Source organism: Microcoleus sp. BM001215392 (assembly GCF_036700185.1).
GTDB lineage: Bacteria > Cyanobacteriota > Cyanobacteriia > Cyanobacteriales > Microcoleaceae > Microcoleus.
Map to the genome: position 1 here is coordinate 1 of NZ_JAUBOJ010000103.1, position 18505 is coordinate 18505.

Genomic DNA, 18505 nt, shown 5'->3' on the forward strand with positions numbered 1-18505 from the left:
AAGAGGTTCCACATCGGATAAATGTCACGATCGCCCCATGACATTTGTCACGGGCAATCGCACTCGATCGACAAACACCCGATCCAGTCAACTTTTTTAATTTGTAATTTTGCCCGTTTAATTCCGCTCAGCAGTATTAGTCGAGCGACCCAGCAGCTCCAGAGTTTTCCAACCAAGCAAGGAAGGAATTCGCCACGAGTGCTGCTTGGGTGCGATCGCGCAAATTCAATCGCCCCAGAATATGAGTGATATGATTTCTGACTGTTCCTTCAGACAGAAATAATGCCTGAGCAATTTCGCGATTGCTCGATCCTTTAGCAATTAACAGCAGCACTTCTCGCTCCCTAGATGTAAGTTCTGCCATGCCCGGTGGTAGTTCGAGTTTCTGCTGTTTTGGTGCGGATACCTGCGCCACCATCTTTTCCAAAATGCCCGGCCCAAACTGAGTGTAACCCTTGCAAATCGAGTGAATTGCCTCGATTAATTCCGCAGCAGGCGTGTCTTTGAGGACATATCCTTTTGCTCCATAGCCAATCGCTTCGGCAATGTATTGCGTATCATTAAATGTTGTCAGGATCAGAATTTTAGTCTGCGGATATTTCTGACACATTTGTTGGGTTGCCGTCACGCCATCCATAATCGGCATTTGGATATCCATCAGCACGATATCTGGTGGTAAAAATTGGTTATGCAATCCTTCAAGCTGTTCGATCGCCCTTTGTCCGTTGTCTGCTTCCCCGACAATTTGTAAATCTGGCCGGGTTTCCAACAATGCTTTTAAACTACTCCGAATTAAATCCTGGTCTTCAACAAGTAATATACGAATCATGAGATTTTCTATTTGAGATTCTAGATTTTGGATTGGAATGATTTAACCACAGAGGACGCAGAGAACACAGAGAGAGAAGCCAGAGAAATGAATAATTCCGATGAAGTGTAGAATTGATATTACCAATTACCAATTACCGATTACCCATTACCCATTACCGGAAAGTAAGCATTGATGCAGCATCCCCGATCGCGCGCGCTGGTAATTTCCAAAGATCCGCCCAAAGCGGTCACCCGTTCCTGCATCCCCTGAAGACCAAAACCCGATCGACTCTCACCCATTTGAAAGCCTTTACCATTATCCTCAAGTTTGAGGAAAGTCCCGGCTGGATTCGATTCAATCTGAATCTCTACCGCAGTGGCTTTAGCATACTTGCAGATATTAGTCAAGCCTTCTTGCACGATCCGATAGAGGGCTATATTGACAGCTTGGGATAAGGTTCCAGAGAGGTGAATCTGACAGTTTGGTTGTACGCCTGTCGTTTGGTAAAATTCTTGAATTAAATGCGCGATCGCCTCTGTCAATCCCTGCCCCTGCAACGGATCGTCGCGCATGGCCGAGACCGATTGCCGCACGGCTTGCAGTGCCTCGGAACCGAGTTGTTTGGCTTTCACCAGAAACGGGTACGCTCGATCGGGCTGTTCGTTCCACATAGTTAGTGCCGTTTCCATATGCAGGTTGAGCGCTACCAGGGCGTGACCTAAAGAATCGTGAATATCGCGAGCAATCCGATTGCGTTCCTGTACGATCGCCATTTCTTCCACCTGCATTTGCAAGTGGCGAATCGTCAATTGATGCGCTACTCTGGCACAGACTTCTTCAATCTGAAAGGGTTTAGTAATGTAATCCACTCCACCCACCGCAAATGCTTTGACTTTATCGAATACTTCATGCAGCGCGCTGATAAAAATTACCGGGATATTCTGAGTTTGGGGATTGGCTTTCAAGCGCTGGCACACTTCATATCCATCCATTTCCGGCATCATGATGTCTAGCAAAATCAAATCGGGTGGTTGCGCTTGCACGCCTCTTAATGCCATTGCGCCGCTCTTGACGATGCGAATGTCATAACCTTGCTGTGTCAGCATCTCGGACAGCAGGTGAAGATTTTCGAGGGTATCGTCTACGATGAGAATATCTGCGGTTGGGGGTTGAGGGGTATTCATACATCGATCGAAGAAAAGAACGGTGAACTGTTTTGCTGAAGATCCCCCTAAAGTCCCCTTAAAAAGGGGGACTTTAAGAGCATTCTCCCCCCTTTTTAAGGGGACTTTGAATCCGGTTCCCCCCTTTTTAAGGGGACTTTGAATCCAGTTCCCCCCTTTTTAAGGGGGGCGCCGGGGGGATCTACCTGAATGCTGATACAAAAAACATAACCCGATCGAGCGCGGAGATTATCGATAATGGGCAGACTAAAACTCGGATCGCAATTTATCTTCTTGCTGGCGCTAGTTTTTCTGGCAGGAATCCTGCTGAGCGGTATAACGCTTTGGAATACCCTACAACTCGCAGCGGAAGAAGAGATTACTACGCGGGCAAGCATTTTGATGGAGACGATCAATTCTGCCCGGAATTACACGAACCATCACGTCAATCCGTTGCTGAAAAATAAACTTGACACCGAGTCCACCTTTTTGCCGGAAGCTATTCCCGCTTTTGCGGCGCGACAAATTTTTGAACGATTTCGCGATTTGCCCGACTACCACGGCTTTTTCTACAAAGAAGCAGCCCCCAACCCCTCGAATATCCGCGATCGGGCCGATCGCTTTGAAACCGCACTCGTCGAACAGTTTCGCCGTCAGCCAGACCTTTCTGAACTTTCCGGCTATCGAAAAACCGCAGGCTCGACCTTATTTTACATCGCCCGACCCCTGGCAATGAAAGAAGTCAATTGCTTGCAATGTCACGGTAAGCCAGCCGATGCGCCCAAGGGTCAAATTGCCATCTACGGCGATCGCACGGGCTTTGGCTGGAAGTTAGATGAAGTTGTTGCTACCCAAACGATTTACGTTCCTGCTGATGAAGTTTTTGCCCACAGCCGCCGCAATATGGCGTCAATGATGAGTATTTTTACGGCTGTGTTTGCGGTGGCGGTGTTGTCGATTAACAGGTTGTTGAAGCAGCGAGTGATTCAACCTCTCAGACAGCTTACTGCGATCGCCCAGCGAGTCAGTACCAGTCCCATCACCGCAGCACAAGTGGGTGCATTTGACGTGCCGGAAATTGTCAAAGTGGCGCAGCGACGCGACGAACCGGGACAACTCGCCCGCACTTTTCAGGATATGGCCCACGAAGTCAGCACCCGCGAACTCAACCTCAGCCAAGCTGTAGAAGAGCGCACGGCGCAATTGGCGGATAGTATCAAGGAAGCGGAAAAAGCTCAAGCTAAAGCCGAATCTGCCGATCGGGCGAAGAGTCAGTTTTTGGCTAATATGAGTCACGAGTTGCGGACTCCACTCAACGCCATCCTCGGTTTTACACAATTGATGTTGCGATCGCCAAGCGATGCTGCGGGAGTAAGTAACCTGCCGCCGCAGACGCAACAGCGATATTTGGATACGATTAATCGCAGTGGGGAACATCTACTGGCGTTGATTAATAATGTCTTGGAAATGTCTAAGATTGAAGCAGGACGGAGCGCATTTCAAGCAACGGATTTCGACCTCTTTGCTCTTCTCGATACGCTACAACAAATGCTCCGTTTGAAAGCCGAGTCGAAGGGTTTGCAACTGAAGTTTGAGCGATCGAGCGATGTGCCTCAGTTCGTTCGCACCGATGAAACTAAACTGCGTCAGGTGTTAATTAATTTGCTCGGTAATGCCATCAAGTTTACCCAAGCCGGAAGTGTCGCCCTGCGGGTGGAAAGAGGGGAAGAATGCACGCTCCACTTCACCGTAACAGACACGGGGCCCGGCATTGCACCCTCGGAACGCGATCGGCTGTTCGATCCTTTTTTCCAAACTGCAACCGGAGTGCACTCTCAAGAGGGAACGGGATTGGGATTGTCCATCAGCCGCAAGTTCGTACAACTCATGGGAGGCGAAATTGCTGTTGAGAGTACCGTCGGCCAAGGCAGCATTTTCCGGTTTGAAATTCAAGTGGAGTTGATAGCACATCGGGCGATCGCATCACCACAACAAGCGCGATCGATTGTCGGATTGGCTGCGGGACAAATTGCCTATCGGATTCTCGTTGTTGACGATAAACTGGAAAATCGCCAACTGTTGGTAGAATTATTAATCCCGATCGGATTTGAGGTGCAAACAGCTAATAACGGACAAGAGGCGATCGGGCTGTGGCAAAGTTGGCAACCACATCTCATTTGGATGGATATTCGGATGCCTGTCATGGATGGATATGTTGCAACCCAGCAGATAAAAGCTAGCAGTCTGCCTTCTCCGATTATTATTGCCTTGACGGGTAGCGCCTTTGAAGAAGAGCTTCAAGTTGCTCTAGAGGCTGGGTTTGACGATTTCGTGCGCAAACCTTTCCGGACAGAAACTATCTTCGCCAAAATGGCAGAATATTTGGATGTTTGCTATGTTTATGCTGGCGGTAATGATGCCGAAGATAAGTCGAATGATTCTCTATATTATCGACCGATCGCGAATCAAATCCCTGAAAGTATCGCCCCGTCAGAACTAACTCCTTCCGATCTGAGGGTAATGCCAACCCTATGGATCGAGCAGTTACATCAAGCTGCGATTAAACTCAATAGCAAGCAAATTCGTGAGTTAATTGAGCAAATTCCGCAACAGCATTCTCCCCTGAAAAATGCTCTGAACCAGTTAGTCGATCGTCTTTGTTATGAAGACATCATTGCTTTAAGCTGCGTGCCGATATAATACCACCTCCTTTGTTATTCATCCCCGTTATAAATTGTAGGGTGCGTCGCTCACTGGCAGCCTGGTTGAGGGCGAGAATTATTCGTGGCGACGCACCCTACGTCTTACAGGAAGTTGTTAGTAATAAGTAGTTATCAAGTAATATTTGTAATTTATAAATCGGAAACTGTAGTTGCGCTGAAGCGAAAACAGCGCAACTACAAACAATCTGAAACTAACCGATCGCCTTTTCGTAGCGTTTGTTAATTTCCTGCCAATTAACCACGTTCCACCACGCTTTTAAGTAATCGGCGCGCAGGTTTTGGTATTTGAGATAATAAGCGTGTTCCCAAACATCATTGCCCATAATTGGGTAGTTGCCATCACTGAAAGGACTGTCTTGATTGCCAGTAGTTGTAATCTCAAGCTTGCCAGCTTTATTGCGAACTAGCCACACCCAACCGCTGCCAAAACGCTTAGTACCAGCCTCGTTGAATTTGGCTTTAAAATCCTCAACACTGCCGAAGTTTTGCTTAATTGCTGTGGCAATTTCTCCTGTGGGTTCGCCGCCGCCCTTGGGACTCATGATTTCCCAAAACATACTGTGATTGAGGTGTCCGCCGCCATTATTGCGTACAGTTGTCCGAATATCTTCCGGCACTTTGCTCAAATCTTTGAGCATATTTTCAACACTCACGTTTTTGAGATTCGGGTATTTATTGACAGCATCGTTGAGGTTTTTAACGTAGGCGGCGTGGTGTTTGTCGTGGTGAAATTGCATTGTCCGCGCGTCAATGTGCGGTTCTAAAGCATTGTATTCGTAAGGTAGAGGCGGTAGTGTAAAAGGCCCGGGAGTTTGAGCTATTTTTGGGCTTTCTGGGGATGGACTTGCTTGCGATACATTATTTCCTGACGCTTGGCAAGCACCTGCGGTAATAGCTCCGACGGTGGCCGTTAGCAAATACAAGAAATCTCGGCGTTTGAGTGTCATAAAAATTACCAAGTGAATTATTCACTGTTTTATCTCAGATTAAAACAAAATGGGAGGAAGTTGGGAAAAAAATTATAAAATCGTAAATATATAGCCTTTCTCAGAAAGATCAGCTACTCATGGGGCATGGGGCATGGGGCATGGGGCATGGGGCATACTTGACTTTTTTGATAACCGCTGTAAATCTAATTAAACTTAAAATACAACTCGCGCTCAAGCTTGCTGTGTATATCTTCTTCCTTCTTAATAACCAATCACCAATAACTAATAACCAATAACCAATAACCAATAACTAATAACTAATAACTAATAACTACTGACTGCTGACTTATCGCCCAAATGGATGAGACGGATGGGTGATGTTGGTGAGAACACCTCAAGTATAGGCTAATGAGGTACGTGTACATAAGTCTCACGTGCTCCGGCTCGCAAACCCGGTTTCTGTCTCGAAACCGGGTTTTTTATATTATTCTTGAGATAACCGCTGCACGGCTTCGCCTCCAAAAAGTCGATCGGCTGCTTGCAGAATACCGGGAATTTTCGCAGCGTGGGGGCTGTGGGCGAGACAGCGGCGCAAGTCTAATTCGTCGAGGCGATCGGCTTTTTGGCCGGGAAACCAGTGGCTGGCGTTACCCAAAAGGTTGTAGCGCATCTTGCAATAGTCGATCGCATCGTAAGCATTCGCCAAATTCCACAGCCACAAAATCACTCGAATGTTAACTCCTCCGGGAGTATTTTCGATAGTTGGTAAACCGACATCCCAAGTTTTAAACCAATCTTCTCCTAATTTATCAATTGCTGCATTTTGCAGCCTTGCTAATATCGGCGGCAAAATTTCATCAGCTTTATCTAACAATTCTACAGCTTTTAGATGCTCGTTAAAATCTTCGGGTTTGGCTGCACCCAAACTCAAAGTGTGTACTTGCGGGTGTGACAAACAAAACAAATCATTAAACACCATCGGACTCAGCGGATAGCACAAATCTACCAACTTTGGCGGCGGGTTGTAAAGTTGACCGCCTTTGTCGGAAGGACTGATAATAAAAACGCCCATGTCGTGACGTTTGGCTGCTTCAATTGCCGGCCAATTATTTTGATTGATGTAGTACCAGTGCAAGTTCAGATAATCGAATTGATTGGTTGCAATTGTTTTAACAATCACATCCGTCGGCCCGTGAGTCGAAAAACCAATAAACCTAACTTTGCCTTCTGCTTGCAATTTTTTGGCCACATCCAAACAGCCGCCCGGGTGCATAGAATCCTCTAGCAATTCCCAGGTATTAATGCCGTGTATGGAAAATAAATCGACGTATTCTAGCTGTAAATAAGCTAAGGATTTATCAAATTCTTCGCGAAATGCCTCGGAGCTGGCTTGAGGACAAACTTTCGTTTGAACTATCAAGTTTTCGCGGGGAAACTCCGGCAAAATCCACCCCAACTGCATCTCAGAAGTGCCGTAACCGCGAGCAGTTTCTATGTGATTGATGCCGCATTCGATTGAGTAACGAATTGTCGCTTCTAGATTTTGTTGATTGTCTGGGGGAATTTCATTGGCTGGCACATCTTGCCATTTGTGGTGATATCTCATGCCGCCGCAGGAAAAGACGGGCATGGATAATTCTGTGCGGCCGAATCTGCGATATTGCATCATAAACAGTTGACAGTTGACAGTTGACAGTTGACAGTTGACAGTTGACAGATGAATCGCCTGGTTTTTAGGATGGAGATTTATAAACTACCCTAAAAATATTCCTCGGTCATACAGGGGTTTAAACCCCTGTATTTTGACAATCAAAGTCAAGTTATCTATTTAGAAATCTCGCGGACTACGGGTTTGCCGTCTTGAATTTCGCCAACTAAAACCAAATCTGTACAGTTGACAAACAAGCCATTTTCTAACACGCCGGGAATGTTGTTCAAAGTTTTTTCTAATTCCGCAGGATTGTCAAGGTTATCAAATTGAACGTCAATTACCATATTACCTTGGTCGGTAATTACCGGGCCTGCTTTTCTGATTCCCATGCGGAGTTCTGGTTTGCCGCCCAATTTTTCGATGGCGCGAGTAACGGGGGTAATTGCCATTGGTATAACTTCGATGGGGACGCGAAAAGTCGAACCCAATTTATCTACCATTTTGGAACTGTCAACTACTACAATAAACTGAGCAGCCAGACAATCGACAACTTTTTCGCGGGTGTGGGCGGCGCCGCCACCTTTAATTAAGTTGAGGTGCGGATCTACTTCGTCGGCGCCGTCAATGGCTACGTCTATTCTGTCAATTTCGTCGAGGGTTGTCAGCGGTACTCCGTACTGTTTGGCTAATACTTCTGATTGAAATGATGTGGGAACTCCTTTGATATCTTTGAGTTCGCCTGATTTTATGCGATCGCCTAACGCTTGAATAGTATAAGCTGTAGTTGACCCCGTGCCGAGTCCGACAATCATACCAGATTTTACGCGATCGGCGGCAGCAAAGCCAACTTGCTGTTTCATCAATTTTACGGGGTCTTGTTCTGTGGTCATGTTCGGTAATCCTCAATAGCTTTAAGATTATACCATTTAATGAAAATCGGATTTCTCGATACCTATACTTGGGATTATAAAGTTGAAACTCCTTACCGCGAACCTTTGGGCGGCACTCAATCTGCTATTTGTTATTTAGCTGAGGCGTTGGCAGCCCTGGGAAATGAGGTATTTCTACTTAATAATACTTCGGAACCGGGGATGTCGCGCGGGGTTGATTGCAGGCTGCGGGTAGGGGATCGAGCAAATTTGGAATTACTGCGATCGCTCGATTTTTTAGTTATAGTCAATGTGGTCGGTAAGGCACTGGAAGTTAAGCCGCTTTTGGGACAACAGACTCAGTTGATTTTGTGGGTTCATAACGAACCAGGCTTTGTATTTCTTGAAAATTTGAAGAATCAGCAAGAAATCAATGCTTGCGATGCTTTTGTTTTTGTCAGCGATTGGCAGCGCGAGCAATTTCACAGTCGTTTTGCGATTGATTTAAACCGCAGTTGTGTTTTAAGAAATGCGATCGCACCTTGTTTTGCTAACATCTTCCCCGATAATATTTCTATCCGATCGCCAAAATCTCAACCGCCAATTCTCGCTTACACCAGCACTCCCTTTCGCGGGCTCGATATTTTATTAAACGTTTTTCCCGAAATTCGTCAAACTGTCCCGGGAACTAGATTGAAAGTATTTTCCAGCATGAAAGTACACCAAATAGACGATAATGATAACCAGCTTTTTTTTGGTGAACTTTACGACAAGTGTCAGGCAATAGAAGGTGTCGAATATGTCGGTTCCATACCGCAGCCAGAACTCGTCCGGCAACTGCGTTCAGTTGCAGTTTTAGCTTACCCCAATACCTATTTGGAAACGTCATCGATTGCGGTGATGGAAGCGATGGCTAGCGGGTGCCGGATTGTGACGAGTGAATTGGCAGCTTTGCCGGAAACAACTGCGGGATTTGCGCGTCTAGTTTCCATGTCAGGGCTGGAAACTTTGGCATCGGTAACTAATTGGAAGCGTGCGGGTAAACCGGATTGGGAGGGATATACAAGGCGGTTTGTTGAGGCGACAGTCGAAGTTTTAAAAGAGTGTACGGGTGCGGGCGGCCCAACTGCTGAAAATCATCTGAGACAGCAGGTAGAATATATGAATCGAGGGTGTACTTGGTCTGTGCGTTCCCGAGAGTGGGTACAATGGTTGAATAGTATTAGTGTAAAACCTGTAAGAGTGGCAGAGCAAATGGTCGCAGAGTTTTTGGTGGATTTAGAATCAGCTCAAACATATTTTTTCAAGGGAAATAACCTGAAAAATACAGGCGCTCTCGGCGGCGCGATCGAGAATTATCAAAAAGCTTTAGAGTTCAATCCCAAAGATGCGGAAATTCATCAAAAGTTGGCGGAAGTTTATGTTTTGCAAGGAGAATTCGATCGGGCGATCGCCCAATGCAATCTCGCGATTAAATTTCAACCGAATTTTGCTGCGGCTTACTTGACAGGGGGTAATGCCCTGCACGCTCAAGACAAACTGGAAATGGCAATTAAAGCTTATTTACAAGCTTTAGAAATTCAGCCGCAATTTGCCGAAGCTAACGCCAATCTCGGCAGTATGTATTACAAGTTAGGGCAATTGGCACAGGCAGGAAATTATTATGAAAAAGCTCTTGCTATTAATCCCAGCTTGTGTTCGGTAAATTTGATGCTCAGCAGCGTTTTAGAGCAGCAAGGAAATTTAGATGGGGCAATTGTTTGCTGTCAAAAAGTGCTGCAACTGCAACCGAAAAATACCAGCGCAGCAGACAAACTATCGAGTTTAACCAGCCAAAAACAGCTAGCAACTGCCGACAGCAATTTTATCGAATTAGAGACAGAATCAGACGCACCACAACCAGTTTCTGTCAACAAAGATGAAGGCTACGGGTTGCAGCCTTCGAGTATCAATTTGCCGCCTGCACCAACTGCTGAAAATTTAAATACTCCGTTTACAAATCCCGCCGCAGTTTCCGAACAAGTAACCTCGCTGAATGTTCCAGATAGCACACAATCGGCGAATTTTCAAGAAGTAGAACAGTACAAAAAACTCGCAGAAAACTTCTTAGTTAAAGGTAAAATTAAAGAGGCGATCGCACAGTGTCACCAAGCCCTAAAAATCCGACCTGATTTCATCCACGCTTACGTCACTTTAGGGAATGCTTTGCAAGCAGGAGGCAAAATAGAAGCTGCAATTCGCTCTTATTCTCAAGCGTTAAAATTGCAGCCAAATTTTGCGGAAGTGCGCGCCAATATCGGCAGTATGTATTTCAAAATGGGGCGTTTGTCCGAGGCGATCGCCCATTACCAGCAAGCCATCGCCCTCAGCCCTGATTTAGCAGGCGCTCACTGGAATTTAGGCAAAGTATATCACAAACACGGCAACGTCGAAGCTGCGATCGCCTGTTTTCAAAGAACATCCGAACTCAACCCGCAGCTTGTCGGTGCTGACTTCCATTTTAACTTAGGCAATCGGCTTTTCGGCCAAGGCAAGCGCGACGAAGCTATTGAAAGCTACCAAAAGGCGATCGCCATTAAACCAGATTGGGCAGAAGCTTATGCTAACATCGGCAGCGCGCGATCGCAACAAGGCAATCTCGACGCCGCCATCGCTTACTATCAAAAAGCGGCAGTTTTAAAGCCCGAATTAGAAGTGCTGCACTTCAACTTAGGCAATTCTTTTTTACAGCAATGCAAGTACGAAGAAGCAATTACTAATTACCAAAACACTCTCAAAATTAAACCAGATTGGCCGGAAGTTCATGCTAACCTCGGCAGTTGTTTTTCCATGCAGGGGCGGCTGGAAGAAGCATTAGCCAGCTATCAACAAGCTTTGGAACTAAAACCTGATTGGGCCGAAGTTTACTGCCGGATGGGACACATTCAGAAGCAAGATAAGCCCTTGGATGCGATCGCCTGTTTTGAAAAGGCGATCGCGTGCAACCCCCAATTCAGCGAAGCCCACCAACAACTCTGCGACTTGCTCAGCCACTCCACCAACCTCGCCGGAGCCCGCAGCGTAGCCGACAAATACTGCGAATTCTGCGGCGACAAAGCCCCTGTCATGTCAGCCACAGCCTACGTTTTTTCCTACCTGCAATCAGGTGTCAGCAAACAGGCGATTGAGAAACTCGAAGAAATCGAAAAACTCTGCTATCAAAAAGTCGAAACCTTTAGCATCATCGAACTAAAACTGCTCTACGAAATATTTCTATTTGCAGTTTCCCACCTGCGGGACAACCGCGATAAAAACGCCAGTTTTTACCGATTAATTGCCAAAGAATACTACCAAAAAGCCGTCCCGCAGCGCCACAAACCCAACAGAATCAAACCCGCAAATTACCTAACAAAACAACAGCCCTTAAAAATTGGCTTCCTTTCCAAACACTTCCGCCGCCACTCAGTAGGCTGGTGCAGCGAAGCTTTAATTCGCGAACTAAGCCACATTACTCCGCACGTTCACCTTTACGTGACAGGTAAACTCAACCGAGATGAAGTTACACAGCGCTTTGAAGAAATGGCTGGCAAGTTTTACTGGCCCAAAAAATATCCCAACGGATTTGCAGACGGCGGCGAAATCCTCGCCGAAGTAGTGGAAGACGACTTGGATGTTTTAATAGACTTAGACTCAATGACAGTCCCGACAAACGTCGAAGTTTTGTATCAATATCCAGCCGGAATCTGCGTTTCTTGGCTGGGATTCGACGCGCCCTACATCTCCGACAAACATTACTTTCTGTGCGACGAACACACTCACCCGCTTGGTGTCGAACAAAATTACTTAGAACAGTTGGTGAGATTGCCTAGTTGTTCGGTAGCAATTGGCGAACTCCAAAGCATTCCTGTGAATCGAGAAGGGATTAGAAATGCTCTCGGCATTGGCTTGGATCAAATGGCTTATCTGTGCGTTGCTCCGGGCAGGAAAACTAATCCTGAAATGGTGCAAGCTCAAGTTAAAATACTAAAGCAAGTTCCAGATAGTTTGTTGATTCGTAAAGGTCAAGGCGACCCCGATGTAATTCACAGCACTTACCGCGAAGAATGCGCCATTCAGGGAGTAGACTTTGAGCGGATCAAGTTTATCGGACAAACCAGAAGCGAAGAAGAACACCGGGCGATTTATTACGTAGCTGACGTGCTGTTAGATTCCTATCCTTACAACGGCGGGACTCACAATTTAGAGGCTTTGTGGGCAAATTTGCCAGTGGTAACGAGATCCGGCGATCAATATCTTTCGCGGATGGGTTACGCTTTTCTCAAAAGTGCCAATCTCGATGTGGGTGCGGCGTGGAGTTGGGAAGAATACACCGAGTGGGGAGTTAAGTTTGGGCGCGATGCTGGCTTGAGAAATGCAGTAAAAGAGCATTTGATTAAGTCGAAGCAACCAGAACATCTCGCGCCTTTGTGGAATCCTAAAAAGTTAGCCCAGGATATGTACGAGGCGTTTCAGAAACTGCTAGCTAAATAGGTGGGGAATTGGGCATTGCGAATTGGGCATTGCGAATTGGCTTGCGCAGGTCATTGCGAATTGCTATAGCAATCCCTGCTCTGTTCTCTTCCTCTGCGTCCTCTGCGGCCTGGAGCGGTTCAAAAAAAAGAGATCTCAGGTACAGAAACGCGATTTCTGGATATTTGTACGCAACTCCCAGTAAACTTTTGTAACAAAATCCGTGAAAATGCGTAAAAATTCCGCGCCGAGTCTGATAGATAAATGCTGATTCATAGTATCGCGATCGCCCTAACCTTATGCCGGTTGGCGCGATCGTTTTTTTAGTAAGCTGATGACAACTGCCAACTGCCAACTGCCAACTGTCAACTGACTCTCAAGTGTTAACTCGATCGCGCCCGCCAGATTTAGCTCGATACAGCGCCTTATCCGCAGCTTCAATCAACATCTTCGGCGAATTTTGATTTTCCGAAATCGTCGCCACCCCCATACTGAGAGTCACGCAATTGCTGACAACAGACTTGAGGTGAGGAATTGCCAAAGCTTTCACGCGCTGGCGGATTTCCTCTGCGATCGCCTGTGCGGCCGCGAGATCCGTATTTGGCAAAATTACCCCAAATTCCTCGCCGCCGTACCTAGCCGCTAAGTAAAGGCGTTCTGGGGGTACGTTCGTGCAAGTATCCCCGATCGCCCCCGCCACTCGTTGCAAGCAAGCATCCCCAGCTTGGTGGCCGTAATTGTCGTTGTAAAGTTTAAAACAGTCAATGTCGCACATAATCAAAGATAGGGGTTCGGCACGGCTGGAGTGTTCCCATTCGCGATTGAGTACCTCGTCAAACCGGCGGCGGTTAGCTAGTTGAGTCAGACTGTCCAAATTCGCCAACCCGTCCAATCGCTGGTTGGCAGCAGCCAACTGCTGGTAAAGTAAAGATTGCTCGATCGCGATCGCCACCTGAGTAGCCAACTGACTCAGCAAATCCATATCAAACTGTTGCCACTGGCGGGGTGCAGAACAGTGGTGCGCAATCAGCAAACCCCACAGCTTCGGCACTTGACAAGTAGGATTGCCGTTGCGGTTTTCGATTCCCTGCTGCACGATGGGTACGACCAAATTTGCTTTCACCTGACACTCGGCCAAAAAATTGACGTGACACTCGGCAAAATTAGAAGCGTGAATGTCTTCTACCGATCGAATTCTACCCTTCAAATACTGCCCGATATAGGTATTAGCAAAACAACAATCCTCAATTACCATACCCATCAGCGGCATCCAGCCTTCAGCAACCGACTCTACTACAACATCTCCGTTCCAATCCGGTCGGAAGCGGAAAATAATTACGCGATCGGTTGCCAAAAACTCCCGCACTTCCGCTACTGTAGTGTTGAGAATATCTGTCAGATCCAGAGAAGAACGAATGCGCGATTGAATCTGCGCGATCAGGCGTTCCCGCTCAACTTGCTGTCGCAGAGCTACTTGCACCTGCTTGCTTTCAGTAATATCTCGACCTTCCGGTAGCAGCAAGACAATTTTACCAGTTTCATCCGCCACGGGTTTGAGAGAAAAATCAATAGTTGCCGTGCGGTGTGCACCTTTAACTTCCACTTCATAGCGAACTAACTCACCTTTTGCCGATCGACAAATCGCATCTTGTAACTGCTCCCGAACTTCTTGAGAAACTCCCCCCCAAGGTAACAGCCAAAACGGGCGATTTGCCACATCCCGCAGCTTAATTCCGGCAAAATCCAGAGAAGTTTGGTTAGCTTCCAGCAGAGTGCCGTCCGGTTTCAGCAGGCTAACAAACTGGAAAGAAGAATCAAAAATTGCCCGAAAGCGCCGCTGAGAATCTCCCAACATTGCCGTCACCTTTTCGCGAGAAGTAATATCGCGGAAGCGCCACACCCTGCCAATAATATTTTGTCCAACTCTAATCGGCTGCGTGTAGCGCTCAAAAGTCCGGCCGTCTTTAAAATCGAGAATATCGCAGCCATTTGATTCGGCATCGCTATAAATTTCTTTAACTCTCTGCAAAAAAGCCCTCGGATCTTTAACTTGCTTGGTGAGAAATGTCAGGCGCACCGTTCTATCCATTGAGTTTCTAACTTCTTCATGAATCCCCCACATTTGAACTAACTTTTCGTTAAAACTAATCAGTTCTCCGGCGGTAGTAACGGCAAGAATGCCGTCGGCTGTGGCTTCCAGGATAGCGTGCAGCAAAGAGCGCGATCGTTCTAATTCTGCGGCGATTAATTTGCGTTCCGTGAGATTGCGCACTGCTTTCACCTGCACCAAACGACCTTCCCAAACTGCAAATTTGCTGCGCACATCAGCCGGAAAAGCAGTTCCGTCCCGCCTGAGAAAAATTGTTTCGCAGACTGTATTGCTGGCTGCGGAAATCATTTGCGGGCCCTGTTTGTAAGATTTCGGCGACAGCAGTTCCAGCAAACTCATTCCTGCCATTTCTGCTGGTTCGTAACCAAAAAGCTCGGCAAAAGTGCTGCTGACGCTCAAAATTGTGTCGCGGTCTGCCACTGCAACTGCTTCAAAATAAGCCTCAGATTCTAGCAAGCGTGCTGCTGCTGTGCTGCTGCCATTTTCCTCAGAATAGCTGTTGTTAATTAGCTGTTGCAGTTGCATATTTGCTGAGTACAAAGCAGCCATGGCTTGTCTGTACATGGCAGTGCGTTTCTCTACTTTTTCGGAGAGGCGATCGCGATATTCTCGCAATTCTTTTTCTACTTTAACTAGATCGGTAATATCTACTGCAAACATGATGACGCCAGCTACTTTACCTGTTTCGTCGCGGTAAGGTATTTTATCTGTACGCACCCAGCATTTTTGACCGGAAACCGTTGGCAGCAGTTCGACTTTTCCCAGTTTGGCAACGCCGGAATTGATTACTTCTAAATCTTCTAAATAATATTGCTCTGCTTCGTCTGGATAGATTTCATAAAAAGATTTTCCTTCTAATTGAGCAGCAGGCAAACCTCTCGATGCGGCGGCGGCTTGATTGATCCGCAGCAAACGGCTTTCTGTATCTTTGTACCAAATCATTGCCGGCACGGAATCAAAAATAATTTGCTGTTCTTGCTGCTGGCGGCGCATTTCTGCTTCTGCTTGCTTTCTTTTGATTATTTCTTCTTGCAGTTTTGTGTTGGCTTTTTTGAGTTCTCCCGTGCGTCTTTGTACTCTTTCTTCTAATTGATCGTAGTATTGAGCGAGCAAGTTTTGCTGCTGTTCGCGCCGCATTGCTTCTAATTTTAAAGTTTCGCTAGCTGCCAAACTTGACGAGACAAATTCTGCTAATATTTGGGTAAATTCATGTTCTTCGTCTGTCCATTCGCGGCTGCTACCCAGGCGTTCGGCGCTGACTATTCCCAACCTTTGACCAGCCAGTACAATCGGTACGTTTAACAGCGAAGTCGTGCCTCTACCGCCAAAATAAAGGCCTGCCAGTTCTCGGGTTCTCGGGTCATTTTCGGCGGCCACCGTTGCGATTGGGGCGGCCGAATTCAATGCTTTAAAATATGCCGGACAGTCTGCTGCTGTAATGATGATTTGTACCGAATGTAACTTAGTGTTGTCCTCGTAGAAGTCGATGCAGTGAAGCTGCGTTTTGTCTTCGCCGTAGAGCCAGATGCTGGCTCGATCGCAGTTGACAATACTGACAGCAGTTTCTGTTACTTCGCGGATGAATTGTTCTATATTATTGCTTTGTTTAATTTGACTTTTGGCTAATTTGGCGATCGCCCAAATTGGACTGCTGGCCTTTTCCCTCTGCTGTGGCGGCGCTGATAATAGGGAAGTCGGCTTAATTTCTTCGCACACCAACAGTACCGTCGGTCGTTGGAAATTGCCAAATGAGCGATCGCTATTTTCCTCTATTTTCCAGGGAGCATTCGCCCATACCCGCGCCGTTGCTTTCACCCAAACAATTCGACCATCTTTGCAAGTCAAGCGCCCTTCCCAAGACGCAATTTGTGAATTTGACGAACCGTTTTTCGGATGTGCTAATCTGGCAAATTCTGCCTGCATTTTCCCTTGCTCTTGGCAGTAAAATATGTTAAAGATTGAATGACAAATTAATTCCTGTGACCTGTAGCCGAGACGAGCCTCGCCGAATTGATTCAGCGAAAAAACTCTTCCCAAAGCGTCTACAACGAAGTAAATGCCCGGAAAATTTTCGTAGAGATTGCGATACCAATCCTGTTCGACTTGTGGCGCGCCAGAAACTTTCGCAGCGGCGAGTTCGCCGCCCGTGCCTGTCAAGCGAGAATTGTTGGTTTCTGAGTTGCTTGAATTACTTTTTTTAGCAAACACTTTTAGCTTAACTCGACTGTAATTAATTTTACTTTCTGGAATTTAACTTTGTTGTGAAACTAAATTAAACCTGTTGTTTTAAAAAGTTACAAGTTGTAACAAAATTACAACTTGTCCAGCGCGCTGATTTTTACTTGCCAATGCAACCCCTGTGTTTGTTTGTAGTTAGTAGATTGTCTGCCAGCAATATTTCTTGCTAGTTGCGGTAATTGCAGCTATAGCTGCAATTACCGCGCGTGGAGTTTGAGGATTCAAGGGCGGTGGAAAAACGGGCAACCAAGGGTTTTAATTATCTATGATAACACTTGAATATCTAGTGTTGGGAACGATCTACTTGAGTTTTGGTTTGGGGTATTTACCGGGGCTGCGGATGAACCGGGCTGCGATCGCAATTGTTGGGTCAGCTTTTATCGTGGCTTTGGGGAGTAGGAGACCTGAAAACTGCTTGGCGGGCGATCGACCGTAGGACGATCGTTTTTTTGTGGGGAATGATGGTAGTTAATTCGGCTTTGGGAGCATCCGGTTTTTTTCAACTGGCTTGAGAATTTTCAACTCGCTGTACTCGTTCTCCCTTCGGGATTTTAGTAGCCGTTACTTTTAGCAGCGACATTCTCTCAGGATTTTTTCTCAACGACACTACCGCGATTTTACTCACTCCTTTAACTCTAACTCTGATTCGCTCTTTGTCTCTCAATCCTATCCCTTATCTTCTAGCCTTAGCTGGAGGCACTAATTTAGGTTCGATAGCAACTGTGAGCAGCAACCCACAAACTATTCTTGTCGGTGCTTTTTCCGGAATTAGTTATTTAGAATTTGCTCTGTCTCCCACCAATAGCTTTAATTTGTTTGCTGGTACAAGTAGCTTGGCTGTGGTTGCTTTATCCAGAAGTGCGTTTTTGCCAATCTTTACCAGAGGTTCCCCAAGTCAGGTATCGCTTGTTCAAGCCTTTACTGACAAAAACTTTGTTGGTAACAGCAGGACTGTTACTAGCTTTTTTAGTTGGAGCACCTTTAGCAGAATCTGTCTGGATAGCTGCCAGTATATTGTTAATTACCAGGCGCGTCAAGTCCGATCGCATTTTGCCAGGAGTGGATTGGAATGTGCTAGTGATGTTTGCGGGATTATTTGTGGTGACTGAGGCGACTCAACAACTGGGTTTGTTAGATTGTCTAACTAATTTGACAAGTACGCCGCTAGGTTTGTTACGAGTAACATTAATTATGTCTAACTTAATATCTAACGTACCCGCCGTATTAATTCTGCAATCACAGATTTTCAAAACAGATACGTCGGCTCGGTTGATGTTAGCTGCGGGTTCCACCCTAGCGGGGAATCGGGAGCATCTCAGTTTTGCAATTATAGTGCGAGCACTTCATCTCAAATCCGGTACCATCGAAATTATTCATCTCTCTCTTCTCTCTCTGCGCCAAGAGCGTTCTAGAAAGGTTAAATCACCTGACGATACAATCGGAAACGATATCAAGAGCTCGCGAGCTGTACAATAGACTTGAATTGCAAAAATCGGAAAACACCCTAAAATTATCTGCGTTTA

10 protein-coding genes and 1 pseudogene are annotated in these 18505 nt (G+C 46.3%); 4 read left to right on the forward strand and 7 right to left on the reverse strand.

The window, feature by feature from the left end; all coding sequences use genetic code 11:
* Positions 1 to 136: 136 nt before the first annotated feature.
* Positions 137 to 829 (reverse strand): response regulator transcription factor, encoded by a 693-nt coding sequence (locus tag QT974_RS13520; protein WP_333468988.1) that lies wholly within the window; start codon positions 827 to 829, stop codon positions 137 to 139.
* A 140-nt stretch (positions 830 to 969) separates the two neighbouring features.
* The gene (locus tag QT974_RS13525; protein WP_333468989.1) at positions 970 to 1995 is read right to left on the reverse strand and encodes an ATP-binding response regulator; all 1026 of its coding nucleotides are present in this window, start codon (positions 1993 to 1995) and stop codon (positions 970 to 972) included.
* Between the two features lie 237 nt (positions 1996 to 2232).
* On the opposite strand from QT974_RS13525, the gene QT974_RS13530 reads away from it, so the two are divergent.
* Complete coding sequence (locus QT974_RS13530) at positions 2233 to 4674, forward strand: c-type heme family protein (RefSeq protein WP_333468990.1); 2442 nt, start codon at positions 2233 to 2235, stop codon at positions 4672 to 4674.
* Positions 4675 to 4888: 214 nt separating this feature from the next.
* Here QT974_RS13530 and QT974_RS13535 read toward each other — a convergent pair whose 3' ends face one another.
* From QT974_RS13535 to rpiA, 3 genes are all read right to left on the reverse strand, one after another.
* Entirely contained in the window at positions 4889 to 5644 is a 756-nt protein-coding gene (locus QT974_RS13535; protein WP_333468991.1) for a Fe-Mn family superoxide dismutase, read from the reverse strand.
* A 466-nt stretch (positions 5645 to 6110) separates the two neighbouring features.
* The gene (locus QT974_RS13540; protein ID WP_442933178.1) at positions 6111 to 7295 is read right to left on the reverse strand and encodes an aldo/keto reductase; all 1185 of its coding nucleotides are present in this window, start codon (positions 7293 to 7295) and stop codon (positions 6111 to 6113) included.
* A 155-nt stretch (positions 7296 to 7450) separates the two neighbouring features.
* A complete protein-coding gene (gene rpiA / locus QT974_RS13545) occupies positions 7451 to 8167 on the reverse strand; it encodes a ribose-5-phosphate isomerase RpiA (RefSeq protein ID WP_333468992.1) in 717 nt (238 codons plus the stop codon).
* A 39-nt stretch (positions 8168 to 8206) separates the two neighbouring features.
* On the opposite strand from rpiA, the gene QT974_RS13550 reads away from it, so the two are divergent.
* A complete protein-coding gene (locus tag QT974_RS13550; protein ID WP_333468993.1) occupies positions 8207 to 12655 on the forward strand; it encodes a tetratricopeptide repeat protein in 4449 nt (1482 codons plus the stop codon).
* Between the two features lie 355 nt (positions 12656 to 13010).
* Here QT974_RS13550 and QT974_RS13555 read toward each other — a convergent pair whose 3' ends face one another.
* Positions 13011 to 16952, reverse strand: coding sequence for a PAS domain S-box protein (locus QT974_RS13555; protein ID WP_333468994.1), 3942 nt, complete (start codon positions 16950 to 16952; stop codon positions 13011 to 13013).
* A gap of 295 nt (positions 16953 to 17247) precedes the next feature.
* Here QT974_RS13555 and QT974_RS13560 point away from each other — a divergent pair, with 295 nt between their 5' ends.
* Complete coding sequence (locus QT974_RS13560; protein ID WP_333468995.1) at positions 17248 to 17418, forward strand: hypothetical protein; 171 nt, start codon at positions 17248 to 17250, stop codon at positions 17416 to 17418.
* Between the two features lie 63 nt (positions 17419 to 17481).
* Here QT974_RS13560 and QT974_RS13565 read toward each other — a convergent pair whose 3' ends face one another.
* Positions 17482 to 17607, reverse strand: a complete 126-nt coding sequence (locus QT974_RS13565; protein ID WP_333468996.1) for a hypothetical protein — start codon at positions 17605 to 17607, stop codon at positions 17482 to 17484.
* Between QT974_RS13565 and QT974_RS13570 the strand changes: the two are divergent.
* Positions 17561 to 18458, forward strand: a pseudogene (locus QT974_RS13570) (SLC13 family permease). The gene QT974_RS13565 and the pseudogene QT974_RS13570 sit on opposite strands and share 47 nt — an antisense overlap.
* Positions 18459 to 18505: the final 47 nt, after the last annotated feature.

Excerpts from the sequence above, each read along its gene's own strand:
- QT974_RS13520 (WP_333468988.1), bottom strand. The coding sequence starts at position 829 with ATGATTCGTATATTACTTGTTGAAGACCAGGATTTAATTCGGAGTAGT.
- QT974_RS13525 (WP_333468989.1), bottom strand. The coding sequence starts at position 1,995 with ATGAATACCCCTCAACCCCCAACCGCAGATATTCTCATCGTAGACGAT.
- QT974_RS13530 (WP_333468990.1), top strand. The coding sequence starts at position 2,233 with ATGGGCAGACTAAAACTCGGATCGCAATTTATCTTCTTGCTGGCGCTA.
- QT974_RS13535 (WP_333468991.1), bottom strand. The coding sequence starts at position 5,644 with ATGACACTCAAACGCCGAGATTTCTTGTATTTGCTAACGGCCACCGTC.
- QT974_RS13540 (WP_442933178.1), bottom strand. The coding sequence starts at position 7,295 with ATGATGCAATATCGCAGATTCGGCCGCACAGAATTATCCATGCCCGTC.
- rpiA (WP_333468992.1), bottom strand. The coding sequence starts at position 8,167 with ATGACCACAGAACAAGACCCCGTAAAATTGATGAAACAGCAAGTTGGC.
- QT974_RS13550 (WP_333468993.1), top strand. The coding sequence starts at position 8,207 with ATGAAAATCGGATTTCTCGATACCTATACTTGGGATTATAAAGTTGAA.
- QT974_RS13560 (WP_333468995.1), top strand. The coding sequence starts at position 17,248 with ATGATAACACTTGAATATCTAGTGTTGGGAACGATCTACTTGAGTTTT.